This is a genomic window from Mannheimia massilioguelmaensis, from assembly GCF_000940515.1.
GTDB lineage: Bacteria > Pseudomonadota > Gammaproteobacteria > Enterobacterales > Pasteurellaceae > Basfia > Basfia bettyae.
This window is the reverse complement of record NZ_CDQL01000004.1, coordinates 40,064-62,055: the sequence shown is the minus strand read 5'-3', so window position 1 is coordinate 62,055 and position 21,992 is coordinate 40,064. Positions and strand designations below refer to the sequence as shown.

Below are 21,992 nucleotides of genomic sequence, written 5' to 3'. Positions count from 1 at the left end.
AAAATCAACGTACTTTAGTTAAAAGTCGTAAGATTGATTGTATAACATCATATCTATTTAATCTATGCCAAATATCCAATCAAGTAACATTTAGACAATAATTATTGTAAAAAGTATTCACAACTCATATAACAAATTGTGCATTCAATTAGGGCGATTGATATAACCAATATTCAAAAATAAATATTTTATTACCGCACTTTTACTTATGTTTAGTTTAGTAAGGATTCAATCAACTGGCTTATAAACTCAAGGCGTTTAGTATTTTCTTCTAAATTGCAAGTAAATCTGAACTTAGTAGGTCCATCAAATTTAAACACCGCAGGCTGTTGTTTAATCAGATTAAGGAATTTTATCGGATCTAAATCTGCGGCTGGGGAAAATTCAATAAAGCCACCATGTAAAGTACCATCTATACGGATAATACCCAGTTGTTTTGCCATAAGACGTAGCTCGGCAATTTGCATTAAATTTTTTGTTGCTTCAGGTAATAAACCAAAGCGATCGATTAATTCTACTTTTAATTCATCTAAGGCAGCTTTATTTTCTGCACCTGCAATACGTTTATAAAAAGATAAACGCATATTCACATCGCCCAAGTAATCTTCAGGTAATAATGCTGGCATACGTAAATCAATTTCTACTTGCTGTTGAGTTAGTTCATCTAAAGATGGCTCACGCCCTTCTTTCATCGCCTTCACTGCACTTTCTAGCAATTCCATATACAAGGAGAAACCAATGCTTTCAATTTGTCCACTTTGTTCACTCCCTAATAATTCTCCTGCACCACGAATTTCTAAATCATGAGTAGCAAGAATAAAGCCTGCTCCAAGATTATCTAAACTTTCTAACGCCTCTAAACGTTTCTGAGCATCTTTAGTCATTAATTTCGGCGGTGGTGTCAATAAATAAGCATAAGCTTGATGATGTGAACGACCAACACGTCCACGTAATTGATGTAATTGTGCTAAACCAAAATTATCCGCTCGTTCAATAATAATCGTATTGGCGGTAGGTACATCAATCCCCGTTTCAATAATGGTTGAGCAAACTAATACATTAAAACGTTGATGATAAAAATCCGTCATTACACGCTCTAGCTCACGTTCATGCATTTGTCCATGCCCTACTACTATTCGAGCTTCAGGGACAAGCTCAGCTAATTTTTCGGCACAACGATCGATAGTTGCCACATCATTATGTAAATAATATACCTGTCCACCACGTAAAATTTCACGCAGGATAGCCTCACGTACCACCAAATCATCATTCTGACGAACAAAAGTTTTAATCGTAAGTCGGCGCGCAGGTGGCGTTGAAATAATAGATAAATCACGAATACCATTCATCGCCATATTTAAAGTACGAGGAATGGGTGTTGCTGTTAACGTAAGAATATCGATATTCGCACGTAATTGTTTAATTTTTTCTTTCTGACGTACGCCAAAACGATGTTCTTCATCGATCACTAGCAACCCTAAATCTTTGAATCTTACATCGGACTGAATCAGCTTATGTGTACCTATTAAGATATCCACTTTACCTTCAGCTAAATCCATTAAAATTTGCTTTTGTTCTTTTGCCGTTCTAAAACGTGAAACCATTTCCACATTCACCGGCAAATTAGCAAAACGATCACGGAAATTTTCATAATGCTGTTGAGCAAGTAAAGTGGTAGGCACTAATACCGCTACTTGCTTATGATTCATAACAGATAAAAATGCGGCTCGCATCGCTACTTCAGTTTTACCAAATCCCACATCGCCACAAACTAAACGATCCATGGCTTTTGGCTGACACATATCAGAAATAACTGCATTAATTGCAAGTTCTTGATCATAAGTCTCTTCAAATGGAAAAGTTGCAGAGAATTGCATAAATTCATCACGATCATATTTAAAAGCAAAACCTTTCTGTGCTTCTCGTTGAGCATAGACATCTAACAATTCTGCTGCCACATCACGAATTTTTTCAGCCGCTTTATGACGAGCTTTTACCCATGCATCACTGCCTAATTTATGTAATGGTGCGGTTTCATCTGAACCACCTACATAACGACTAATTAAATGTAATGAAGCAACGGGGACATATAATTTCGCTTCATTCGCATAAGTCAGTAGTAAGTACTCAGCTTTAATGCCCCCATTTTCTAAGCTCACTAATCCACCATAGCGCCCCACACCATGTTCTAGATGAACAACCGCTTGACCAATTTTGAGTTCCGCCAAATTACGAATCAGTGTATCTGGATTCACTGATTTACGTTTATCACGGCTACGTTGTTGAACTCGTTCACCTAATAATTCTGTCTCACAAATAATCGCAATAGCTTCATTATTTTCACTTTCAATAATAAAACCATTATCTAATGAACTAATTTGTAAACTGTAATTTAATCCTTCTATTTGTGAGAGATTTTCTATCTGCTGCGGACGTAATTTAATTGGTGATAATAAATCTAATAAAGTCTCACGACGACCTTCCGTTTCCACAGAAAAGACAATATGTCCTTTGAAACTCTCAATAAACTGACGAAGGTTTTGCAAAGGTTCTTTTTGTTGTGATTGGATCTGTAATTCAGGTAAAGCTTGTACTAATAGATTTTTTTGTCTCGCAGATGACCGTACTTTTTCAACTTTAAAACTTATACGAGGATAATTTTTTAAAGCTTTATTGATTTCATTAATTCGTAACCATAAACGCTCTGGTGGTAACAATGGACGCATAGGATCCACGCGACGACTTTCAAAACGCTGGCTAGCATCTTGATAAAAACGTTCTGCTTGGATTTGTGTTTGTTCCATATCCACAAATAGTGTATTCGCAGGTAAATAATCAAATAAAGTCGCCATTTCTTCAAAGAAAAGTGGCTGCCAATATTCAATGCCAGAGACCAGTGTGCCTTTACTCACTTGTTGATAAATATGTTCTGGATCACGACGGATTTCACCAAAAGTTTCGCGGAATTGGCTACGAAAGAATTCAATACTCTTATCATCTGTTGGAAATTCATGTGCAGGTAATAAATTAATAGAATTAATATCTGCGATAGTCCGCTGCGTATCCACATCAAAGGTACGAATAGTATCAATTTCATCATCAAAGAAATCTAAACGATAAGGTTCATTGCTTCCCATTGGAAATAAATCAAGTAAAGCACCTCGAACAGCATATTCGCCATGTTCCAATACTTGTTCTACAGCACGATAACCTGCATTCTCTAATTGCAGACGTAATTTATCAATAACTAAACGATCGCCTTTTTTAATTAACAAAACATTATGTTGCAAATAACTTGGAGGGCACACTCGTTGCATCAAAGTGGTCATTGGCAATAGCACTATCCCTTGTTTTGCATTTTGTAAGTAAAATAAGGTACTTAAACGAGTAGAAATAATGTCTTGATGAGGCGAAAAACTATCATAAGGCAAGGTTTCCCAGTCAGGGAAATAACGCACTTCATGAGGACTAATATCCTGTAAAATTTTCTCTAATTTTACCGCACTTTTAGTATCGTTAGTGACCACTAGTGTGAGACCTTTATGCTCACGGGCAATTTCTGCAATAGCTAAACCGTCTGAACCCGCTATCACATTACCAATAATTTTATGATCATTTGCTTGAGAAGGGATATCTAAATTGAAATAGTTTTGTGTCATCTTTATCCGTCACTTGGTCTCTGCCAAAATAATTATTGAATCTTAGCGATATAAAACATTATATCAGTTATTTAAATGAGCGAGGGCTATTAATCTAATTAATCCTAAAACTGCGGTGGAATTTCAGAAAATTTCCAATAAAAAACCCTTAATGTTTTTACATCAAGGGTTTTAAATTTAATTCACTAATCTAGTGCTTATTCTGCTTCATCTGCCATATTTAACATTTCAGCTAAACTTGCAGTTGGATCTTCAGCTACAATATTAAATTCCGCTTCAATTTCAGCTTCATCTGCTGCCGAGAATTTTACTGCAACTTCTTCTGATTGCACAAGATTACGGTTTTTCACACGATTCTGATGGTATGCAAAACCTGTACCAGCTGGAATTAAGCGACCAACGATGACATTTTCTTTTAAGCCACGTAATTCGTCACGTTTACCTGCAACCGCCGCTTCAGTTAACACACGAGTGGTTTCTTGGAACGATGCGGCTGAGATAAATGACTCAGTTGCTAATGAAGCTTTAGTAATACCAAGTAATTCGCGTTCGAACTCTACTAATGGTTTACCTTCTTCTGCACGTTTACGGTTCACAATTTTCACACGTGCTACTTCAGCTTGTTCGCCTTCTAAGAATTCTGAATCATAAGCTTTAGTGATCACACATTTACGTAGCATTTGACGTACGATAACTTCGATGTGTTTATCATTGATTTTTACCCCTTGTAAGCGGTAAACATCTTGAACTTCATTCACAATATACTCAGTTACTGCACGAACACCACGTAAGCGTAAGATATCATGTGGTGTTTCTGCACCATCAGAAATCACATCACCACGTTGAACCATTTCGCCTTCGAATACGTTCAATTGACGCCATTTAGGAATCATTTCCTCGTATGCTTCACCTTCAGTTGGGGTGATTACAAGACGACGTTTACCTTTCGTTTCTTTACCGAATGATACGATACCTGTGATTTCTGCAAGAATTGCAGGTTCTTTAGGTTTACGAGCTTCGAATAAATCAGCAACACGTGGAAGACCACCGGTGATATCTTTCGTACCTACAGATTCTTGTGGAATACGAGCTAATGGCTCACCGACATGAATTTCAGCACCATCATCTAAAGTTACAATTGCTTTACCTGGTAAGAAGTATTGTGCAGCCACTTCAATTTCAGGAACGATAATGTCATTACCTTTCGCATCAACTAATTTGATTGCTGGACGTAAATCCTTACCTGCCGTTGCACGTTCACCCACGTCTTGTACCACAATTGAAGATAAACCTGTTAATTCATCAGTTTGACGAGTAACTGTCAAGCCATCAACAATATCAACAAATTTCACAAAACCAGCAACTTCAGACACAACAGGCATAGTATGTGGATCCCAATTTGCAATGGTTTCTCCTGCACTCACCTGAGCTTCATCACCTTTGGTTAATATCGCGCCATAAGGGACTTTATAATGCTCTTTGGTACGACCAAAAGTATCTGTTACCGTTAATTCTGTGTTACGAGAAGTTAATACTAATTTACCTTCAGTATTAGTAACGAATTTAGCATTAGTTAAATGTACAGTACCTGTTGTTTTAACTTGGATACCTGATTCTTTTGCTGCTGCAGATGCTGCACCACCGATGTGGAATGTACGCATGGTTAACTGAGTACCTGGTTCACCGATTGATTGTGCAGCAATAACACCTACCGCTTCACCTTGGTTAATCAAGTGACCACGAGCTAAATCACGACCATAACATTTCGCACATACACCAAAATCTGTATCACAAGTTACAACAGAACGTACTTTCACACTATCCACTGAATTATCGTCAAGGATGTCACACACTTTTTCATCTAATAAAGTGTTACGAGGGATCAATACTTCTTCTGTACCTGGTTTTAAAATGTCTTCTGCCGCCACACGACCTAATACTAATTCACGGAGTGAAACTTTTTCATCACCACCTTCGATAAGTGGAGTCATCACGATACCTTCGTGTGTACCACAGTCATCTTCAATAATCACTAAGTCTTGTGCAACGTCAACTAAACGACGAGTTAAGTAACCTGAGTTCGCTGTTTTTAATGCGGTATCCGCCAAACCTTTACGAGCACCATGGGTTGAAATAAAGTACTGAAGAACGTTCAAACCTTCACGGAAGTTTGCAGTAATTGGTGTTTCAATGATTGAACCATCTGGACGAGCCATCAAACCACGCATACCTGCTAACTGACGAATCTGAGCTGCAGAACCACGAGCACCAGAGTCTGCCATCATAAAGATGCTATTAAATGATGCTTGTTTTTCTGGATTGCCTTCACGGTTGATAACTTCTTCCGTAGAAAGATTTTCCATCATGGCTTTTGCAACGCGTTCATTAGCCGTTGCCCAAATATCGATCACTTTATTATAACGTTCACCAGCAGTTACCAAACCAGATTGGAACTGTTCTTGAATTTCAGCAACTTCAGCTTCCGCAGCAGAAATAATTTCATATTTCTTCTCTGGGATAACCATATCATCAATACCAACAGATGAACCTGAACGAGCAGCATAAGCGAAACCAGTATACATAATTTGGTCAGCAAACATAACACTCGCTTTCACGCCTAAACGACGGTAACATTCGTTGATTAATTTAGAAATCGCTTTTTTACCAAGTGTTTGGTTGAATAAACTAAATGGCATGCCTTTTGGTGCGATCATCCATAAGATTGCACGACCAATAGTAGTATCCGTTAAGGTAGTTTGAGATTCAAACTCACCTGCTACATTTTTCACATATTCAGTAATACGAACTTTTACACGTGAATGTAATTCTGCACGACCTGTACGATAAGCTTTTTCCGCTTCACGTGGATCTTGTAATAACATACCTTCACCACGACCATTCACTTTTTCACGTGTCATGTAATAGATACCTAATACCACGTCTTGTGATGGAACGATGATTGGATCACCATTCGCAGGAGATAATACGTTATTAGTTGACATCATTAACGCACGAGCTTCTAATTGAGCTTCAAGTGTTAATGGTACGTGAACCGCCATTTGGTCACCATCGAAGTCCGCATTGAACGCCGCACAAACAAGTGGGTGTAATTGCATTGCTTTACCTTCGATTAGGATAGGTTCAAACGCTTGAATACCTAAACGGTGAAGTGTTGGTGCACGGTTTAATAAAATTGGATGTTCGCGGATAACTTCAGCTAAGATATCCCATACGATGGCATCTTCACGCTCAACCATCTTCTTCGCAGCTTTAATTGTTGAAGCAAAGCCACGGCTTTCTAATTTAGCATAGATAAATGGGCGGAATAATTCCAATGCCATTTTTTTCGGTAAACCACATTGATGTAGGTGTAAGTATGGACCTACAGTGATTACTGAACGACCTGAATAGTCAACACGTTTACCAAGCAAGTTTTGACGGAAACGACCTTGTTTACCTTTGATCATATCAGCCAAAGATTTTAATGGACGACGGTTAGAACCTGTAATCGCACGACCACGGCGACCATTATCTAATAATGCATCTACAGATTCTTGTAACATACGTTTTTCATTACGTACGATAATATCTGGTGCAACTAAATCTAATAAACGTTTTAAACGGTTATTACGGTTAATTACACGACGATATAAGTCATTTAAATCAGAAGTTGCAAAACGACCACCATCTAATGGTACTAATGGACGTAAATCTGGTGGTAATACTGGTAATACAGTCATCACCATCCATTCTGGTTTATTACCAGATTGTAAAAATGCTTCTAATAATTTTAAGCGTTTAGTGATTTTTTTACGTTTAGTTTCAGAATTGGTTTCTTGTAATTCTTCACGTAATGTTTCACATTCATGTGCTAAATCCATGTCACGTAATAACGCTTGGATTGCTTCGGCACCCATTTTTGCATCGAACTCATCTGCCCAACGATCTTCGGCATCCATGAACTGTTCTTCAGTTAATAATTGACCTTTTTCAAGATCAGTCATTCCTGGTTCGATAACAATATATGATTCAAAATATAAAACACGCTCAATATCACGTAACGGCATATCTAATAATAGACCAATACGGGATGGAAGTGATTTTAAGAACCAAATATGAGCTACAGGTGAAGCTAATTCAATATGTCCCATACGTTCACGACGTACTTTGGTTTGAGTGACTTCAACGCCACATTTTTCACAAATTACACCACGATGTTTTAAACGTTTATATTTACCACATAAACATTCATAGTCTTTTACTGGCCCGAAAATACGTGCACAGAAAAGCCCGTCACGTTCAGGTTTGAATGTACGGTAGTTGATAGTTTCTGGCTTTTTAACCTCACCAAAAGACCATGAACGAATCATATCTGGTGATGCTAAACCAATTTTAATCACATCAAAATCTTCTGAAGTTTTTGATTGTGCTTTTAAGAACTTAACTAAGTCTTTCACAGATTTGCTCCTGTCGGAGTTAAACTTATTCAAGTGCGGTAGAAAATTAAGAAAATTTTACCGCACTTGCACTTACTTTCACTTATTGATTTAGAGGTGAATTAATCTTCATCTAAGTCAATATTGATACCCAATGAACGAATCTCTTTCATGATTACATTGAAGGATTCTGGAGTACCTGGATCCATTTGGTGAGTACCGCTCACAATGTTCTTATACATCTTCGTACGGCCGTTCACATCATCGGATTTTACAGTTAACATTTCTTGTAACGTATATGCAGCACCATATGCTTCTAATGCCCATACCTCCATCTCACCGAAACGTTGACCACCGAATTGTGCTTTACCACCCAATGGTTGTTGTGTAACAAGACTATAAGAGCCAGTTGAACGAGCATGCATTTTGTCATCAACTAAGTGATTTAATTTGAGCATATACATGTAACCAACAGTTACAGGACGTTCAAATTTTTCACCTGTACGGCCATCATATAAGGTAATTTGACCTGAAGTCGGTAAGCCACCTAATTCTAATAAGCCTTTAATTTCTTGCTCTTCTGCACCATCAAATACAGGTGTTGCAAGAGGCATACCTTTACGTAAGTTTTGTGCTAAACGCATTACTTCTTCATCTGTGAAGGTATTTAAATCAACTTTTTGTGAACCGCCACCTAAGTCATATGCTTTTTGGATGTATCCACGAAGTTTCTCAATCTCTTGTTTTTCTTTCAGCATACGGTTAATTTGTTCACCGATACCTTTAGCAGCTAAACCTAAGTGAGTTTCTAGGATCTGACCGATATTCATACGAGAAGGTACGCCCAATGGGTTTAATACGATTTCAACTGGTTGACCATTTTCATCGTATGGCATGTCTTCAACAGGGTTAATTTTTGAGATAACCCCTTTGTTACCATGACGACCTGCCATTTTATCCCCTGGTTGAATACGACGTTTCACCGCAAGATACACTTTAACAACTTTTAATACACCTGGTGCTAAATCATCACCTTGAATGATCTTGCCACGTTTAACTTCTAATTTATGTTCGAAGTCTTTACGTAATTCTTCGTATTGTTCTGCAAGTTGTTCTAATTGATTTTGTTTAGCTTCATCTGATAATGATTGTTCTAACCATTGTACACGAGCCATATTATCTAAGTTTTTAGCATCAATGCCGCTATCAATTAAAAGATTACGAACACGAGAGAACAAACCAGCTTCTAAGATTTCTAACTCTTCAGCAATGTCTTTCTTCGCTTCTTTTAATTGCATTTCTTCGATTTCTAGCGCGCGTTTATCTTTTTCTACGCCATCACGAGTAAACACTTGAACATCAATAACTGTACCTGAAACACTATTTGGTACACGTAATGAAGAATCTTTTACATCAGATGCTTTTTCACCAAAGATTGCACGTAATAATTTTTCTTCTGGTGTTAATTGTGTTTCACCTTTAGGAGTAACTTTACCTACAAGAATATCCCCACCTTTTACTTCAGCACCTACATACACAATACCTGATTCATCAAGTTTGCTTAATGCAGTTTCTCCCACGTTAGGAATATCTGCGGTAATTTCTTCTGCACCAAGTTTAGTATCACGAGCTACACAAGATAATTCTTGAATATGAATGGTGGTAAAACGGTCTTGTTGTACAACACGTTCTGACACTAACATTGAGTCTTCAAAGTTATAACCATTCCAAGGCATGAATGCTACGCGGATATTTTGACCAAGTGCAAGTTCACCTAAGTCTGTTGATGGTCCATCAGCAAGTACTTCCCCACGTCCAATCGGCTCACCCAAGTTCACACAAGGAATTTGGTTGATACAAGTATTTTGGTTTGAACGGGTATATTTAATTAAGTTATAAATATCAATACCTGCTTCACCTGGGATAGTCTCGTCTTCATTAACTTTAACTACAATGCGTGATGCATCAACATACTGAATAGTACCGCCACGTTTAGCAACAACCGCTACACCTGAGTCAAGTGCAATTGGTTTTTCCATACCAGTACCAACTAATGGTTTATCCGAACGTAATGTTGGAACTGCTTGACGTTGCATGTTCGCACCCATTAACGCACGGTTAGCATCGTCATGTTCTAAGAACGGAATTAACGCTGCGGCAACAGACACAACCTGTTGTGGAGAAACATCCATATAATGGATTTCTTCTGGTCGGTATAAACCTGACTCACCATGTTCACCACGACAAGTAACAAACGCATCAGTAAAACGAAGCTCGTCATCTAAACTTGAATTTGCCTGTGCAATTACATAGTTACCTTCTTCAATTGCAGACAAATACTCAATTTCTTCTGTAACTTGACCATTCACCACTTTACGATATGGTGTTTCTAAGAAACCATAGTTATTGGTACGCGCATACACAGAAAGTGAGTTAATCAAACCGATATTTGGACCTTCAGGCGTTTCGATTGGACACACACGACCATAATGAGTTGGGTGTACATCTCGAACTTCAAAACCCGCACGCTCACGAGTTAAACCACCAGGACCTAATGCAGAAATACGACGTTTATGTGTTACTTCTGATAATGGGTTATTTTGATCCATGAATTGTGAAAGTTGTGAAGAACCAAAGAATTCTTTCACGGCAGCTGAAACAGGTTTCGCATTGATTAAATCTTGCGGTGTAATTGCATCTAAATCACCTAAAGATAAACGTTCTTTAACCGCTCGTTCAACACGAACTAAACCAATACGGAATTGGTTCTCTGCCATTTCACCAACAGAACGAATACGACGGTTACCTAAATGGTCGATATCATCCACTTCTCCACGACCATTACGAATATCAATAAGTTTTTTCATCACACTTACGATATCTTCTTTACTTAGCACGCCTGATCCAGCAACTTCATCAATATCTAAAGAGCGATTAAATTTCATACGACCTACCGCAGATAAATCATAACGTTCTTGAGAGAAGAATAAGTTATCAAATAATGCTTCTGCAGCTTCTTTCGTAGGTGGTTCACCAGGACGCATCATACGATAGATTTCAACTAGTGCACTTAAGCGGTCATTAGATGGATCCACACGTAAAGTTTCAGAAATGTACGGACCAAAATCTAAATCATTCGTGAATAATGTTTCGATTGATGTATAACCAGCTTGTGCTAATTTTGCTAAAATTTCTAAAGAAATCTCCATATTAGCAGGGCAAATCAATTCACCTGATTCTAAATCAACATAATCTTTAGCAGATACTTTACCAACGATATATTCAGTTGGCACATCAATTTGCGTAACATTATCTTTTTCTAATGCACGAATATGACGCGCAGTAATACGGCGACCACGTTCTACATAAACTTTACCATTTGCTTCAATATCAAATGATGCGGTTTCACCACGTAAACGCTCAGGCACTAATGCCATTAATAATTTGTTATCTTGAATTTCAAATGAAATTTTTTCGAAGAATAAATCTAAAATTTCTTCAGTCGTATAGCCTAAAGCACGTAAAATAATAGTTGCAGGTAATTTACGACGGCGGTCGATACGAGCAAATAAGTTATCTTTCGGATCAAATTCAAAGTCTAACCAAGAACCACGATAAGGAATGATACGTGCGTTATAAAGCACTTTACCAGAAGAGTGGGTTTTACCTTTGTCAGAATCGAAGAATACACCAGGACTACGATGTAATTGTGATACGATAACTCGCTCAGTACCATTGATCACAAAAGTACCATTATCTGTCATTAATGGGATTTCACCCATATAAACATCTTGTTCTTTAATATCTTTAATGGTACCAGGTGCAGCATCACGATCATAACTTACTAAACGCAAGTTAACACGCAATGGTGCAGCATATGTTGTGCCACGAATTTGGCATTCACGAACATCAAATACAGGCTCGCCAAGCTTATAGCTCACATATTGTAATTCAGTACTACCGTTATTACTGACGATAGGAAAAACTGAACGAAATGCAGCTTCTAAACCCTGCTGACCTTCAGGATCTCTTTGAATAAATTTTTCAAAAGAATCTAATTGAATTGTTAATAAATAAGGTACGTTCAAAACTTGTGGACGTTTACCAAAGTCTTTACGGATACGTTTTTTCTCAGTATAGGAGTAACCCATTGGTTTTCCTCTGTAATTTTTAGTGAGACCGATTTGACACAAATTTTCCACCACACAAAAGAAGTGCGGTCTAAATTCAGAAAATTTTATATCAATGTTTTGATCCGTTTGCTAGATACCGCACTCTGAACCTTACTTCTGATGAGCGGATTGCATTAAGCTAACAGCTTAATTTAGCTTAATTTTTTTGCAATCAAACGGTGATTTTGTGTTTTTAAGAGAACACAAAATGCCGATAATATTCCATTATCAGCATCATTTTTTAAATGGTCGTTAATTATAACGTTTTGGTTAATTTTTATCAATAAAAAACCAGAATTTTTTGCAAAAGCAAATACATTAAAAAATGAGCCCCAATGTCTCCATCGGGGCTTATTTAGACCTGAAATTAGGCAAAAAGCTAAATCAAAAATTATTTGATTTCTACTTCTGCACCAGCTTCTTCTAATTCTTTTTTCAATGCTTCAGCTTCTTCTTTAGAAACGCCTTCTTTTAAGTTAGCTGGAGCTGATTCAACTAAATCTTTAGCTTCTTTTAAGCCTAAGCCTGTTGCACCACGTACTGCTTTGATTACAGCAACTTTGTTAGCACCAGCGGCTTTAAGAACTACGTTGAATTCAGTTTTTTCTTCTTCTGCTGCTGCGCCACCTGCTGCTGGAGCTGCTGCTAATGCTGCTGCTGAAACACCGAATTTTTCTTCCATCGCTGTAATTAATTCAACGATTTCTGACACTGATTTAGAAGCAATTGCTTCAATGATTTGTTCGTTAGTTAATGACATGACAATCAATTCCTAATGTAAATAAAGTTAAACGAGTTAAGAAGTGCTTATTAAAAATTAAGCAGCTTCTTGTAATTTGTCGCGTAATGCCGCAATAGTGCGTACAAGTTTGCCAGCCGCAGCTTCTTTCATTGTACCCATTAAACGTGCAATCGCTTCGTCGTAAGTTGGTAATGTAGCCAAGAAATTAACATCTTGGATTTTACCTTCAAAGGCTGCACCTTTAATTTCAAACAAATCGTTTTCTTTAGCGAACGCAGATAATAAACGTGCTGCTGCACCTGGGTGTTCGTTAGAGAATGCGATAAGTGTTGGACCAGTAAACGCATCTTTTAAACATTCGAATTCTGTACCTTCAACTGCACGACGTAATAAAGTATTACGAACAACGCGCATTGAAACGCCAGCTTCACGAGCTGTTTTACGTAACTCAGTCATTTTATCAACAGTCACACCGCGAGAATCTGCGATTACTGCTGAAAGGGCACCTTTGGCTGCTTCATTTACTTCAGCAACAATTGCTTGTTTGTCTTGAAGATTTAATGCCATTGGCTTTTAGCTCCTGAATACACTCTGATTTCTCAGAATTAAATTACCTAATATAAACTGCATATTAGGACGACTTCGGTGTACAGAAGCAGAAAATTTCTTACTCTGTCTGTTCACCATCTACGTAGGATAATTAAGAACGACTACATTCCCCTACGGTCTTGGACGGGGCTTGAATAAGGTCAAGCACCAACCAGAAAATTGTTTTGCGAAGTTTCGCAAAATAAGGCACAGAATTATAAGTATAATCTATGCCTTTGTAAAGGTTTAACGTAAATTATAAGCTGCTTTGATCAACTTGTACGCCAGCACCCATAGTAGTAGAGATGCTTACTTTCTTGATGAAAATACCTTTAGCTGTCGTTGGTTTAGCTTTATTTAATGCTACTAATAACGCTTGTAAGTTTTGCGTTAATGCTTCAGCTGAGAAACTTGCTTTACCGATAGTAGTATGGATGATACCATTTTTATCATTACGGTAACGGATCTGACCTGATTTAGCATTTTTAACTGCATCTGCAACGTTTGGAGTTACTGTACCAACTTTAGGGTTTGGCATTAAACCACGTGGACCTAATACTTGACCTAATTGACCAACAACACGCATTGCATCTGGAGAGGCAATAACAACGTCGAAGTTCATTTCACCTTTCTTAACTTGTTCAGCTAAGTCTTCCATACCGACTAAATCAGCACCAGCTTCTTTAGCAGCATCTGCATTAGCACCTTGTGTAAATACCGCAACACGTACTGTACGACCTGTACCGTTTGGTAGCACTGTTGCACCACGAACGTTTTGGTCTGATTTACGAGGATCAATACCTAAGTTAACCGCTACATCTACGCTTTCGTCAAATTTCGCTGTTGCAAATTGTTTTAATACTGCAATAGCTTCATTGATTTCATATGCTTTAGTTGAATCAACACCAGCTTGGATTGCTTTCATACGTTTGGTAAGTTTAGCCATTGATTAGTCCTCCACTACCAAACCCATTGAACGCGCAGTACCTTCAATAGATTTCATTTTAGTTTCGATAGTTGCACCAGTCATGTCAGCTGCTTTAGTTTCAGCAATTTGACGAACTTGGTCACGAGTTACTTTACCCACTTTATCTTTGTTAGGTTTACCTGAACCAGATTTAACACCCGCTGCTTTTTTCAATAATACAGCTGCAGGAGGAGTTTTAGTCACAAATGTGAATGAACGGTCAGCATAAACTGTGATAACTACAGGAATTGGTAAACCTTTTTCAATGCTTTCAGTTTTTGCGTTGAATGCTTTACAGAATTCCATGATATTCACACCTTGTTGACCTAATGCAGGACCAACTGGTGGTGATGGGTTAGCCATACCCGCTGCAACTTGCAACTTAACGTAGGCTTGTACTTTTTTTGCCATTTTAGTTTCCTTAATGAATGGGTAGTATCGCTAGAAATCTAGCTCCCCTGTTTACTTTCGTATAAAAAGGGCTGCATTTTAATTAAATACTGCCTATTTTTCAAGCTTTGAATATTCAAAACTTCAAAATTTTTCACCGCACTTTATATGAAATATCATACATAGTACGTCACAAAATTAATTTGCTTTTTCAACTTGACCAAATTCAAGCTCAACTGGCGTTGCTCGACCAAAAATTGAAACTGACACTTTAACACGGCTTTTCTCGTAATCAACTTCTTCAACCGTACCATTAAAGTCTGCAAATGGACCTTCAGTAACGCGAACTTCTTCACCAGGCTGAAAAGTAGTTTTTGGACGTGGCTTATCGCTATTTTGTTCTAAGCGATTTAAAATCATATCAGCTTCACGCTTTGTAATTGGCGCTGGTTTATCTGGTGTACCACCAATAAAGCCCATAACACGAGGAACACTACGCACTAAATGCCATGTATCATCATTCATTTCCATTTCAACCAAAACATAGCCTGGGAAATACTTACGTTCACTTTTACGGCGCTTACCAGCAACATTTTCAACAACTTCTTCAGTTGGAACTAATACTTCGCCAAATTGATCTTCCATTTGGTTTAGCTTGATATATTCACGTAATGTGGTTGCAACACGACCTTCAAAGCCTGAAAACGCTTGCAACACATACCAACGTTTTTTAGGTGCAGCTGTTTCTGTCATCTTAGAATCTCAAATCTGTTAAGAAATTAATGATTGATACGATAATACTATCGAATCCCCATAAAATTAGTGAAGTTAATACCGTAACACCAATCACAATTAATGTTGTTTGCATTGCTTCTGGACGCGTAGGCCACACAATTCTTCTTAATTCTGTTCGTGACTCGCTGAAGAATGCTAATGCTTTTTTACCTTGGCTGGTTAACGCAGCTAAACCTAATGCAACCGCTAATAAAACAACCACACCAACCACACGTACTGCTGTTGAAAATTGTTCTGCAAAGTAAACATTACCGATTGCCGCTGCGATAATTACAACAACTACAGCCACCCATAAAAGAGTATTTAACCCTTTTGATTGTTGCTCAACTTGTTCAGGAGCATTTTTCTTATTTTTCTCGATTTCTAAAGCCATAATTAACTCATAAATCCAATTTAAAAATTTAGGACATCTTTTTGAACGCGTGATTGTAGCATTTAATTTTGATCTTTCATATTAAATTATGCAGTTAACAGTAGATTTTTTACGGAATAAATAAGAATTTGGTACTCAGACAATAATCTTTTAAAATAACTTTTCTGTTTTAATAACTAATCCCGATGATGACAAAAAAACCAGATTTCACTTTTAAACAATTTTATATCAATCATGATCATTGTGCCATGAAAGTCGGTACCGATGGCATTTTATTAGGTGCATGGGCAAAATTATCAGGAACACAATTTCTTGATGTAGGAACTGGTACTGGATTGGTGGCGATTATGCTTGCTCAACGTAGCTCCAAAGACGCTCAAGTTACTGCAATTGAAATCGATAAAGCAGCTTATTTACAAGCAATAGAAAATGTTCAGAATTCGCCTTGGCATGAAAAAATTCAAGTTTTCCATCAAGATCTCATCTATTTTGATAAAACCTGTTCACAAAAATTTGATGTTATTGTTTCTAATCCACCGTACTTTAAACAAGGTGTAAACTGTCGTGATCAACAACGTAAGACTGCCCGTTATACATCAACACTCAATCATCTTAGTTGGTTAGAACATTGTCATAACTTATTAAATGAAAATGGGCTGATTCATTTTATATTACCTTATACAGAAGGAAAAATTTTACAAAAACAAACCGCACTTTATTGTGCGGCTTGTTGTGAAGTAATTACTAAAAAAGGGAAAAAGCCAAATCGATTACTACTATCCTTTACTCCGCAACCTTGTGAAACCAAAATGAGTCAATTGACTATTTATGATGAACAAAATCAATATACAGAGGAGTTTATTCAGCTCACTAAAGCGTTTTACTTAAAATTTTAATAAAAACCGCACCTTATTTTCCTCAATTTCAGCTAAAGTGCGGTTAGTTTTTAGAAAATTTTTAGTTTCCCAAACTTAAATATTTTTCCATTTCATCCTCAGGGACCATTCCACCACCAGTTGCCCAAACAACATGAGTCCCATTCTTTAATTGAGATTCAGAAAATTGCATCCGCTGTAAATATTCTTTATTTTGCATACGAACAGCACCTACCATAGCTGATAATGCCGATGGCTCTAACTTAATATTTTCTGTTTTATTTAATAAACTAAGTAAATCATACATTTCTTGATCGCTAATAGTATAATAGCCATCAATTAGTCTTTCCATCGCACGCCCGACAAATCCTGAAGCTCGTCCAACGGCTAAACCATCAGCTGCCGTAATATTATCAATACCAATATCTTGTACAGAAATTTGATCATGTAATCCAGTATAAACACCTAATAGCATGCAAGGAGAATGAGTAGGTTCAGCAAAAATACAATGTACATTATCACCAAAAGCAAGCTTCAAACCAAACGCAACGCCTCCAGGTCCACCACCTACACCACAAGGTAAATACACAAATAATGGGTGCTGTTTATCAACAACAATCGCTTTTTCTGCAAATTGTTGCTTTAATCTCTGACCCGCTACAGAATAACCGAGAAATAAAGTTTTAGAGTTTTCATCATCAATGAAGAAACAAGTTGGATCATTTTTTGCTGCCTCACGCCCTTGTGCAACTGCTACACTATAATCTTGTGCATATTCAACAACATTGACACCATTTTCACGTAGTCGTTGTTTTTTCCATTCTCGAGCATCGGCTGACATATGAACACTCACCTTAAAACCAAGTTTTGCACTCATAATGCCAATAGATAAACCTAAATTTCCTGTTGACCCCACAGCAATACTAAATTGACTAAAGAAGGTTTTAAACTTCTCTGAAAATAAAATAGCATAATCATCTGATTTAGAAAGTAATCCATGCTCTATCGCTAATTTTTCAGCATGAGCTAGCACTTCATAAATACCCCCTCTTGCTTTTATAGAGCCAGAAATAGGTAAATGGCTATCCTTCTTCAACATTAATCGCCCTGTAATAGGCGTGTTATAACGTTGTTCAAGTGCTAGCTTCATTTGTGGAATTTCAACAATTTCTGATTCAATAATCCCATTGGTTATTTTTGTTTCAGGAAAAGCCTCGCAAATATATGGAGCAAAACGTTTTAAACGTTTGGCTGCATCATTACTATCCTCTTGTGTTAAAGTGACAAAAGGCAAACCTTCTGCATATGAAGTAATATTAGGATTAAACCAAGTTACTTCTTCTAGATTAATTAATTTTTTTAACAATGGAAATTTTGTTGTTAATTTTCTTATATTCATTTTTTCCTATCAATCTCAAATAAGATAATAACTTAACACAGCCCCAAACTAGCTGAAAATGGTAATTCTATTTCTAATGGAATGGAAAAGAATATTACAACAATGTAATCTTGATATCGTATTAAAATAAAAAGGGCTGTTATTTAGTACAAAAAATCAGCCCATTTAAACTATGTAAATAATCATTAAATTAAGATCATTAATGACTAAAGTAAGCCAGCAGATTTTAATGCGGATAATACCGTAGGCTGTGCTGATTCGCTTAATGTAGTTAATGGTAAACGTAGTGTTGGAGTTTTGATTAGACCTAATTTATAAGCAGCCCATTTGACAGGAATTGGGTTGCCCTCTATAAATAGATCTTTATGTAACGGGCTTAAACGTTGATTGATCATTTCTGCTTCAGTAAAATTGCCTGCCATTGCTAGTTCACACATTCTGGACATATCACGAGCAGCAATATTATTTGTCACAGAAATTACACCCTGTCCACCTAATTTTATACTTTCTAATCCTGTCGCATCATCGCCACTTAAGAAAATAAAATCATCACCAGCTAATTCTTTAATTTGCTTAACACGGCTAACATCACCTGTGGCTTCTTTGACAGCAACGATATTTTTAATTTTTGCTAAACGGGCTATCGTCTCTGGTTTCATATCGCTCCCTGTACGGCCTGGGACGTTATACAAAATTTGTGGAAGATCTGTAGATTCAGCAATAGCTTTAAAATGTTGATACATACCTTCTTGAGTAGGTTTATTGTAATAAGGTACTACAGACAAGCAACCTGCAACTCCGCTACCGTTTAATAATTTAGTCATCGTGATGGCTTCACTTGTAGCATTTGCACCTGCACCAGCAATCACTGGAATACGACCTGCTGCAAACTCAACTGTTTTCAAGATAGTTTTGATATTTTCATCAACACTTAATGTAGCTGACTCTCCCGTTGTTCCCACAGAAACAATCGCATGTGTACCATTTGCTATGTGATATTCAACTAAATTTTTTAGTTCATCATAATTAATAGCACCATGGCTATTCATTGGCGTAATTAATGCGACGATACTACCATGAAATAAAGGACGTGTTGCTGACATAATATCTCTCCGACTGTGTTTTAGGCTTTTTATTATTTGTTTAGATTCTCCAAAATCGTTACAATTTGCAAGTAATTTTTTGTAATTTTATATCACATATCAAATTTCTAGGATAAATATTATGAATCATTTAAAAATAGGGGATTTTGCACCGCAGTTTACGCTACCTAATCAAGATAATGAGCTAGTTTCTTTATCAACCCTTAAAGGTAAAAAAGTATTAGTATATTTTTATCCAAAAGCTTTAACTCCAGGCTGTACAACTCAAGCTTGTGGGCTACGTGATGCGAAAATCAAGTTAGAGCAATTAGGCGTAGTCATTTTAGGAATCAGCCCTGATACCCCAAGCCAATTAACCCGTTTTATTGAAAAAAAAGCATTAAATTTCACATTATTATCTGATGTAGATCACCAAGTAGCAGAGCAGTTTGGTGTATGGGGTGAAAAAAACTTTATGGGAAAAGTCTATGATGGTATTCACCGTATTAGTTTTTTAATTGATGAACAAGGTCGAATTGAGCAAGTTTTTGATAAATTCAAAACCAAAGACCATCATGAAGTAGTTCTGAATTATTTAGAACAAAAATAGCTAAAAAAATACCGCACTTTAAACTGCGGTATTTTTTCTTAAAATTTTAACTTAATGTGTACTTGTACTGGTTGTTGTACGTACTGAGCGACGGCGATCTAATTCCGTTAATAATTTTTTACGAATACGGATAGATTGTGGTGTGACCTCGACTAATTCATCGTCATCGATAAATTCAATCGCTTGCTCAAGAGTTAACTTAATTGGTGTAGTTAACTGGATAGCGTCATCTTTACCAGATGCGCGCATATTAGTTAATTTTTTGCCTTGTAAACAGTTAACCGTTAAGTCATTTGAACGTGCATGAATACCAATAATTTGTCCCTCATACACTTCTTGACCATGTTCAGCCATTAACTTACCACGTTCTTGTAAACCCCATAATGCATAGGCAAGAGCTTTACCTGTTGCATTAGAAATTAATACACCGTTTTTACGTTGACCAATTTCACCAGGTTTTACATCATCATAATGGCTGAAACTTGAATAAAGTAATCCAGTACCTGAAGTCATTGTCATAAATTCATTACGGAAGCCAATTAAACCACGTGCAGGAATAATATATTCTAAACGAGTACGGCCTTTACCATCAGGGCTCATATCTTTCACTTCACCTTTACGAATACCTAATGCTTCCATTACGGCGCCTTGGTGCTGTTCTTCGATATCAATAGTGACTTGTTCAAACGGCTCTTGCTTATGACCATTTTCTTCTTTGAAAATTACTTTCGGGCGTGATACCGCTAATTCATAACCTTCACGACGCATATTTTCGATTAATACCGATAAATGCAATTCACCACGACCAGACACACGGAATTCATCTGGGTTCGGGGTTTCTTCAACACGTAATGCTACGTTATGTACTAATTCTTTATTTAAACGTTCAAGAATTTGACGAGAAGTCACAAATTTTCCTTCCTGACCGCAGAATGGCGAGGTATTTACGCAGAAGAACATCGTTACCGTTGGTTCATCAACACTTAATGCAGGTAATGCTTCAACGGCATTAATATCACAAATAGTATCTGAAATATTTAATTCACCTAAACCGGTAATTGCAACGATATCACCTGCTTGAGCAAGATCTTCTTCATAACGTTGTAAACCTAAATGACCTAGAACTTGACCAATTTTACCGTTACGAGTCTTACCAAAACTATCAATTATAGTCACTGATTGGTTAGGTTTTACTGTACCACGTTTAATTCGACCGATACCAATAACACCAACATAGTTGTTATAGTCCAATTGTGATATTTGCATTTGGAATGGTGCATTTAATTCAACCGCTGGCGGTGCAACATGTTCTACAATAGCTTCGAACAATGGTGTCATATCTTCCGCCAGTTGATCGTGATCTGGACCAGCGACGCCCATTAATGCTGAAGCGTACACGATAGGAAAGTCTAATTGCTCATCCGTTGCACCTAAATTTACAAATAAATCAAAAACTTGGTCAACCACCCAGTCTGGACGAGCACCTGGACGATCGACTTTATTGATCACAACGATTGGTTTTAAACCATGAGCAAATGCTTTTTGGGTGACGAAACGAGTTTGTGGCATTGGGCCATCAAACGCATCTACAACTAATAACACTGAGTCAACCATTGATAATACTCGTTCTACTTCACCACCGAAGTCTGCATGTCCCGGAGTATCTACGATGTTGATACGATAGTCATTCCAATTGATTGCTGTATTTTTTGCTAAAATTGTGATACCACGTTCTTTTTCAAGATCGTTGGAGTCCATCACTCGTTCATCTGAATCACCACGAGTAGAGTCTAAAGTGCCTGATTGTTGTAAAAGCTTGTCAACGAGAGTAGTTTTACCATGGTCAACGTGAGCAATAATTGCGATATTACGCAATTTATTAATATCTAATTCTGCCATTTGAG

General features: G+C 37.1%; 14 protein-coding genes. 2 read left to right on the top strand and 12 right to left on the bottom strand.

The window, feature by feature from the left end; translation table 11 throughout:
• Positions 1-212: 212 nt before the first annotated feature.
• From mfd to secE, 9 genes are all read right to left on the bottom strand, one after another.
• The gene (gene mfd / locus BN1226_RS01630; protein ID WP_044469703.1) at positions 213-3,659 is read right to left on the bottom strand and encodes a transcription-repair coupling factor; all 3,447 of its coding nucleotides are present in this window, start codon (positions 3,657-3,659) and stop codon (positions 213-215) included.
• Between the two features lie 197 nt (positions 3,660-3,856).
• Positions 3,857-8,116: a DNA-directed RNA polymerase subunit beta' gene (gene rpoC, locus BN1226_RS01625; RefSeq protein WP_044469702.1), complete on the bottom strand. Its 4,260-nt coding sequence runs from the start codon at positions 8,114-8,116 to the stop codon at positions 3,857-3,859.
• Positions 8,117-8,217: 101 nt separating this feature from the next.
• The gene (rpoB, locus tag BN1226_RS01620) at positions 8,218-12,246 is read right to left on the bottom strand and encodes a DNA-directed RNA polymerase subunit beta (protein ID WP_044469701.1); all 4,029 of its coding nucleotides are present in this window, start codon (positions 12,244-12,246) and stop codon (positions 8,218-8,220) included.
• 412 nt (positions 12,247-12,658) lie between these two features.
• Complete coding sequence (gene rplL, locus BN1226_RS01615; RefSeq protein ID WP_005761370.1) at positions 12,659-13,027, bottom strand: 50S ribosomal protein L7/L12; 369 nt, start codon at positions 13,025-13,027, stop codon at positions 12,659-12,661.
• A gap of 57 nt (positions 13,028-13,084) precedes the next feature.
• Positions 13,085-13,576 carry a 50S ribosomal protein L10 gene (gene rplJ, locus BN1226_RS01610; protein ID WP_005761285.1) on the bottom strand — a complete coding sequence of 164 codons (492 nt, stop codon included), beginning with the start codon at positions 13,574-13,576 and terminating at the stop codon, positions 13,085-13,087.
• Between the two features lie 277 nt (positions 13,577-13,853).
• Positions 13,854-14,543, bottom strand: a complete 690-nt coding sequence (gene rplA, locus BN1226_RS01605; protein ID WP_044469700.1) for a 50S ribosomal protein L1 — start codon at positions 14,541-14,543, stop codon at positions 13,854-13,856.
• A gap of 3 nt (positions 14,544-14,546) precedes the next feature.
• The gene (rplK, locus tag BN1226_RS01600; protein ID WP_005761367.1) at positions 14,547-14,975 is read right to left on the bottom strand and encodes a 50S ribosomal protein L11; all 429 of its coding nucleotides are present in this window, start codon (positions 14,973-14,975) and stop codon (positions 14,547-14,549) included.
• Positions 14,976-15,152: 177 nt separating this feature from the next.
• Positions 15,153-15,707: a transcription termination/antitermination protein NusG gene (nusG, locus tag BN1226_RS01595; protein WP_044469699.1), complete on the bottom strand. Its 555-nt coding sequence runs from the start codon at positions 15,705-15,707 to the stop codon at positions 15,153-15,155.
• A 1-nt stretch (position 15,708) separates the two neighbouring features.
• Positions 15,709-16,122 (bottom strand): preprotein translocase subunit SecE, encoded by a 414-nt coding sequence (gene secE, locus BN1226_RS01590; protein ID WP_044469698.1) that lies wholly within the window; start codon positions 16,120-16,122, stop codon positions 15,709-15,711.
• 188 nt (positions 16,123-16,310) lie between these two features.
• On the opposite strand from secE, the gene BN1226_RS01585 reads away from it, so the two are divergent.
• A complete protein-coding gene (locus tag BN1226_RS01585; protein ID WP_044469936.1) occupies positions 16,311-17,018 on the top strand; it encodes a tRNA1(Val) (adenine(37)-N6)-methyltransferase in 708 nt (235 codons plus the stop codon).
• A 61-nt stretch (positions 17,019-17,079) separates the two neighbouring features.
• Here BN1226_RS01585 and dsdA read toward each other — a convergent pair whose 3' ends face one another.
• Both dsdA and dapA read right to left on the bottom strand, forming a co-directional pair.
• The gene (dsdA, locus tag BN1226_RS01580) at positions 17,080-18,396 is read right to left on the bottom strand and encodes a D-serine ammonia-lyase (protein ID WP_044469697.1); all 1,317 of its coding nucleotides are present in this window, start codon (positions 18,394-18,396) and stop codon (positions 17,080-17,082) included.
• Between the two features lie 206 nt (positions 18,397-18,602).
• Complete coding sequence (dapA, locus tag BN1226_RS01575) at positions 18,603-19,499, bottom strand: 4-hydroxy-tetrahydrodipicolinate synthase (protein WP_044469696.1); 897 nt, start codon at positions 19,497-19,499, stop codon at positions 18,603-18,605.
• A gap of 121 nt (positions 19,500-19,620) precedes the next feature.
• On the opposite strand from dapA, the gene bcp reads away from it, so the two are divergent.
• Positions 19,621-20,088: a thioredoxin-dependent thiol peroxidase gene (bcp, locus tag BN1226_RS01570; RefSeq protein WP_044469695.1), complete on the top strand. Its 468-nt coding sequence runs from the start codon at positions 19,621-19,623 to the stop codon at positions 20,086-20,088.
• Positions 20,089-20,139: 51 nt separating this feature from the next.
• Here bcp and typA read toward each other — a convergent pair whose 3' ends face one another.
• Positions 20,140-21,987, bottom strand: coding sequence for a translational GTPase TypA (typA, locus tag BN1226_RS01565; protein ID WP_044469694.1), 1,848 nt, complete (start codon positions 21,985-21,987; stop codon positions 20,140-20,142).
• Positions 21,988-21,992 lie beyond the last annotated feature (5 nt).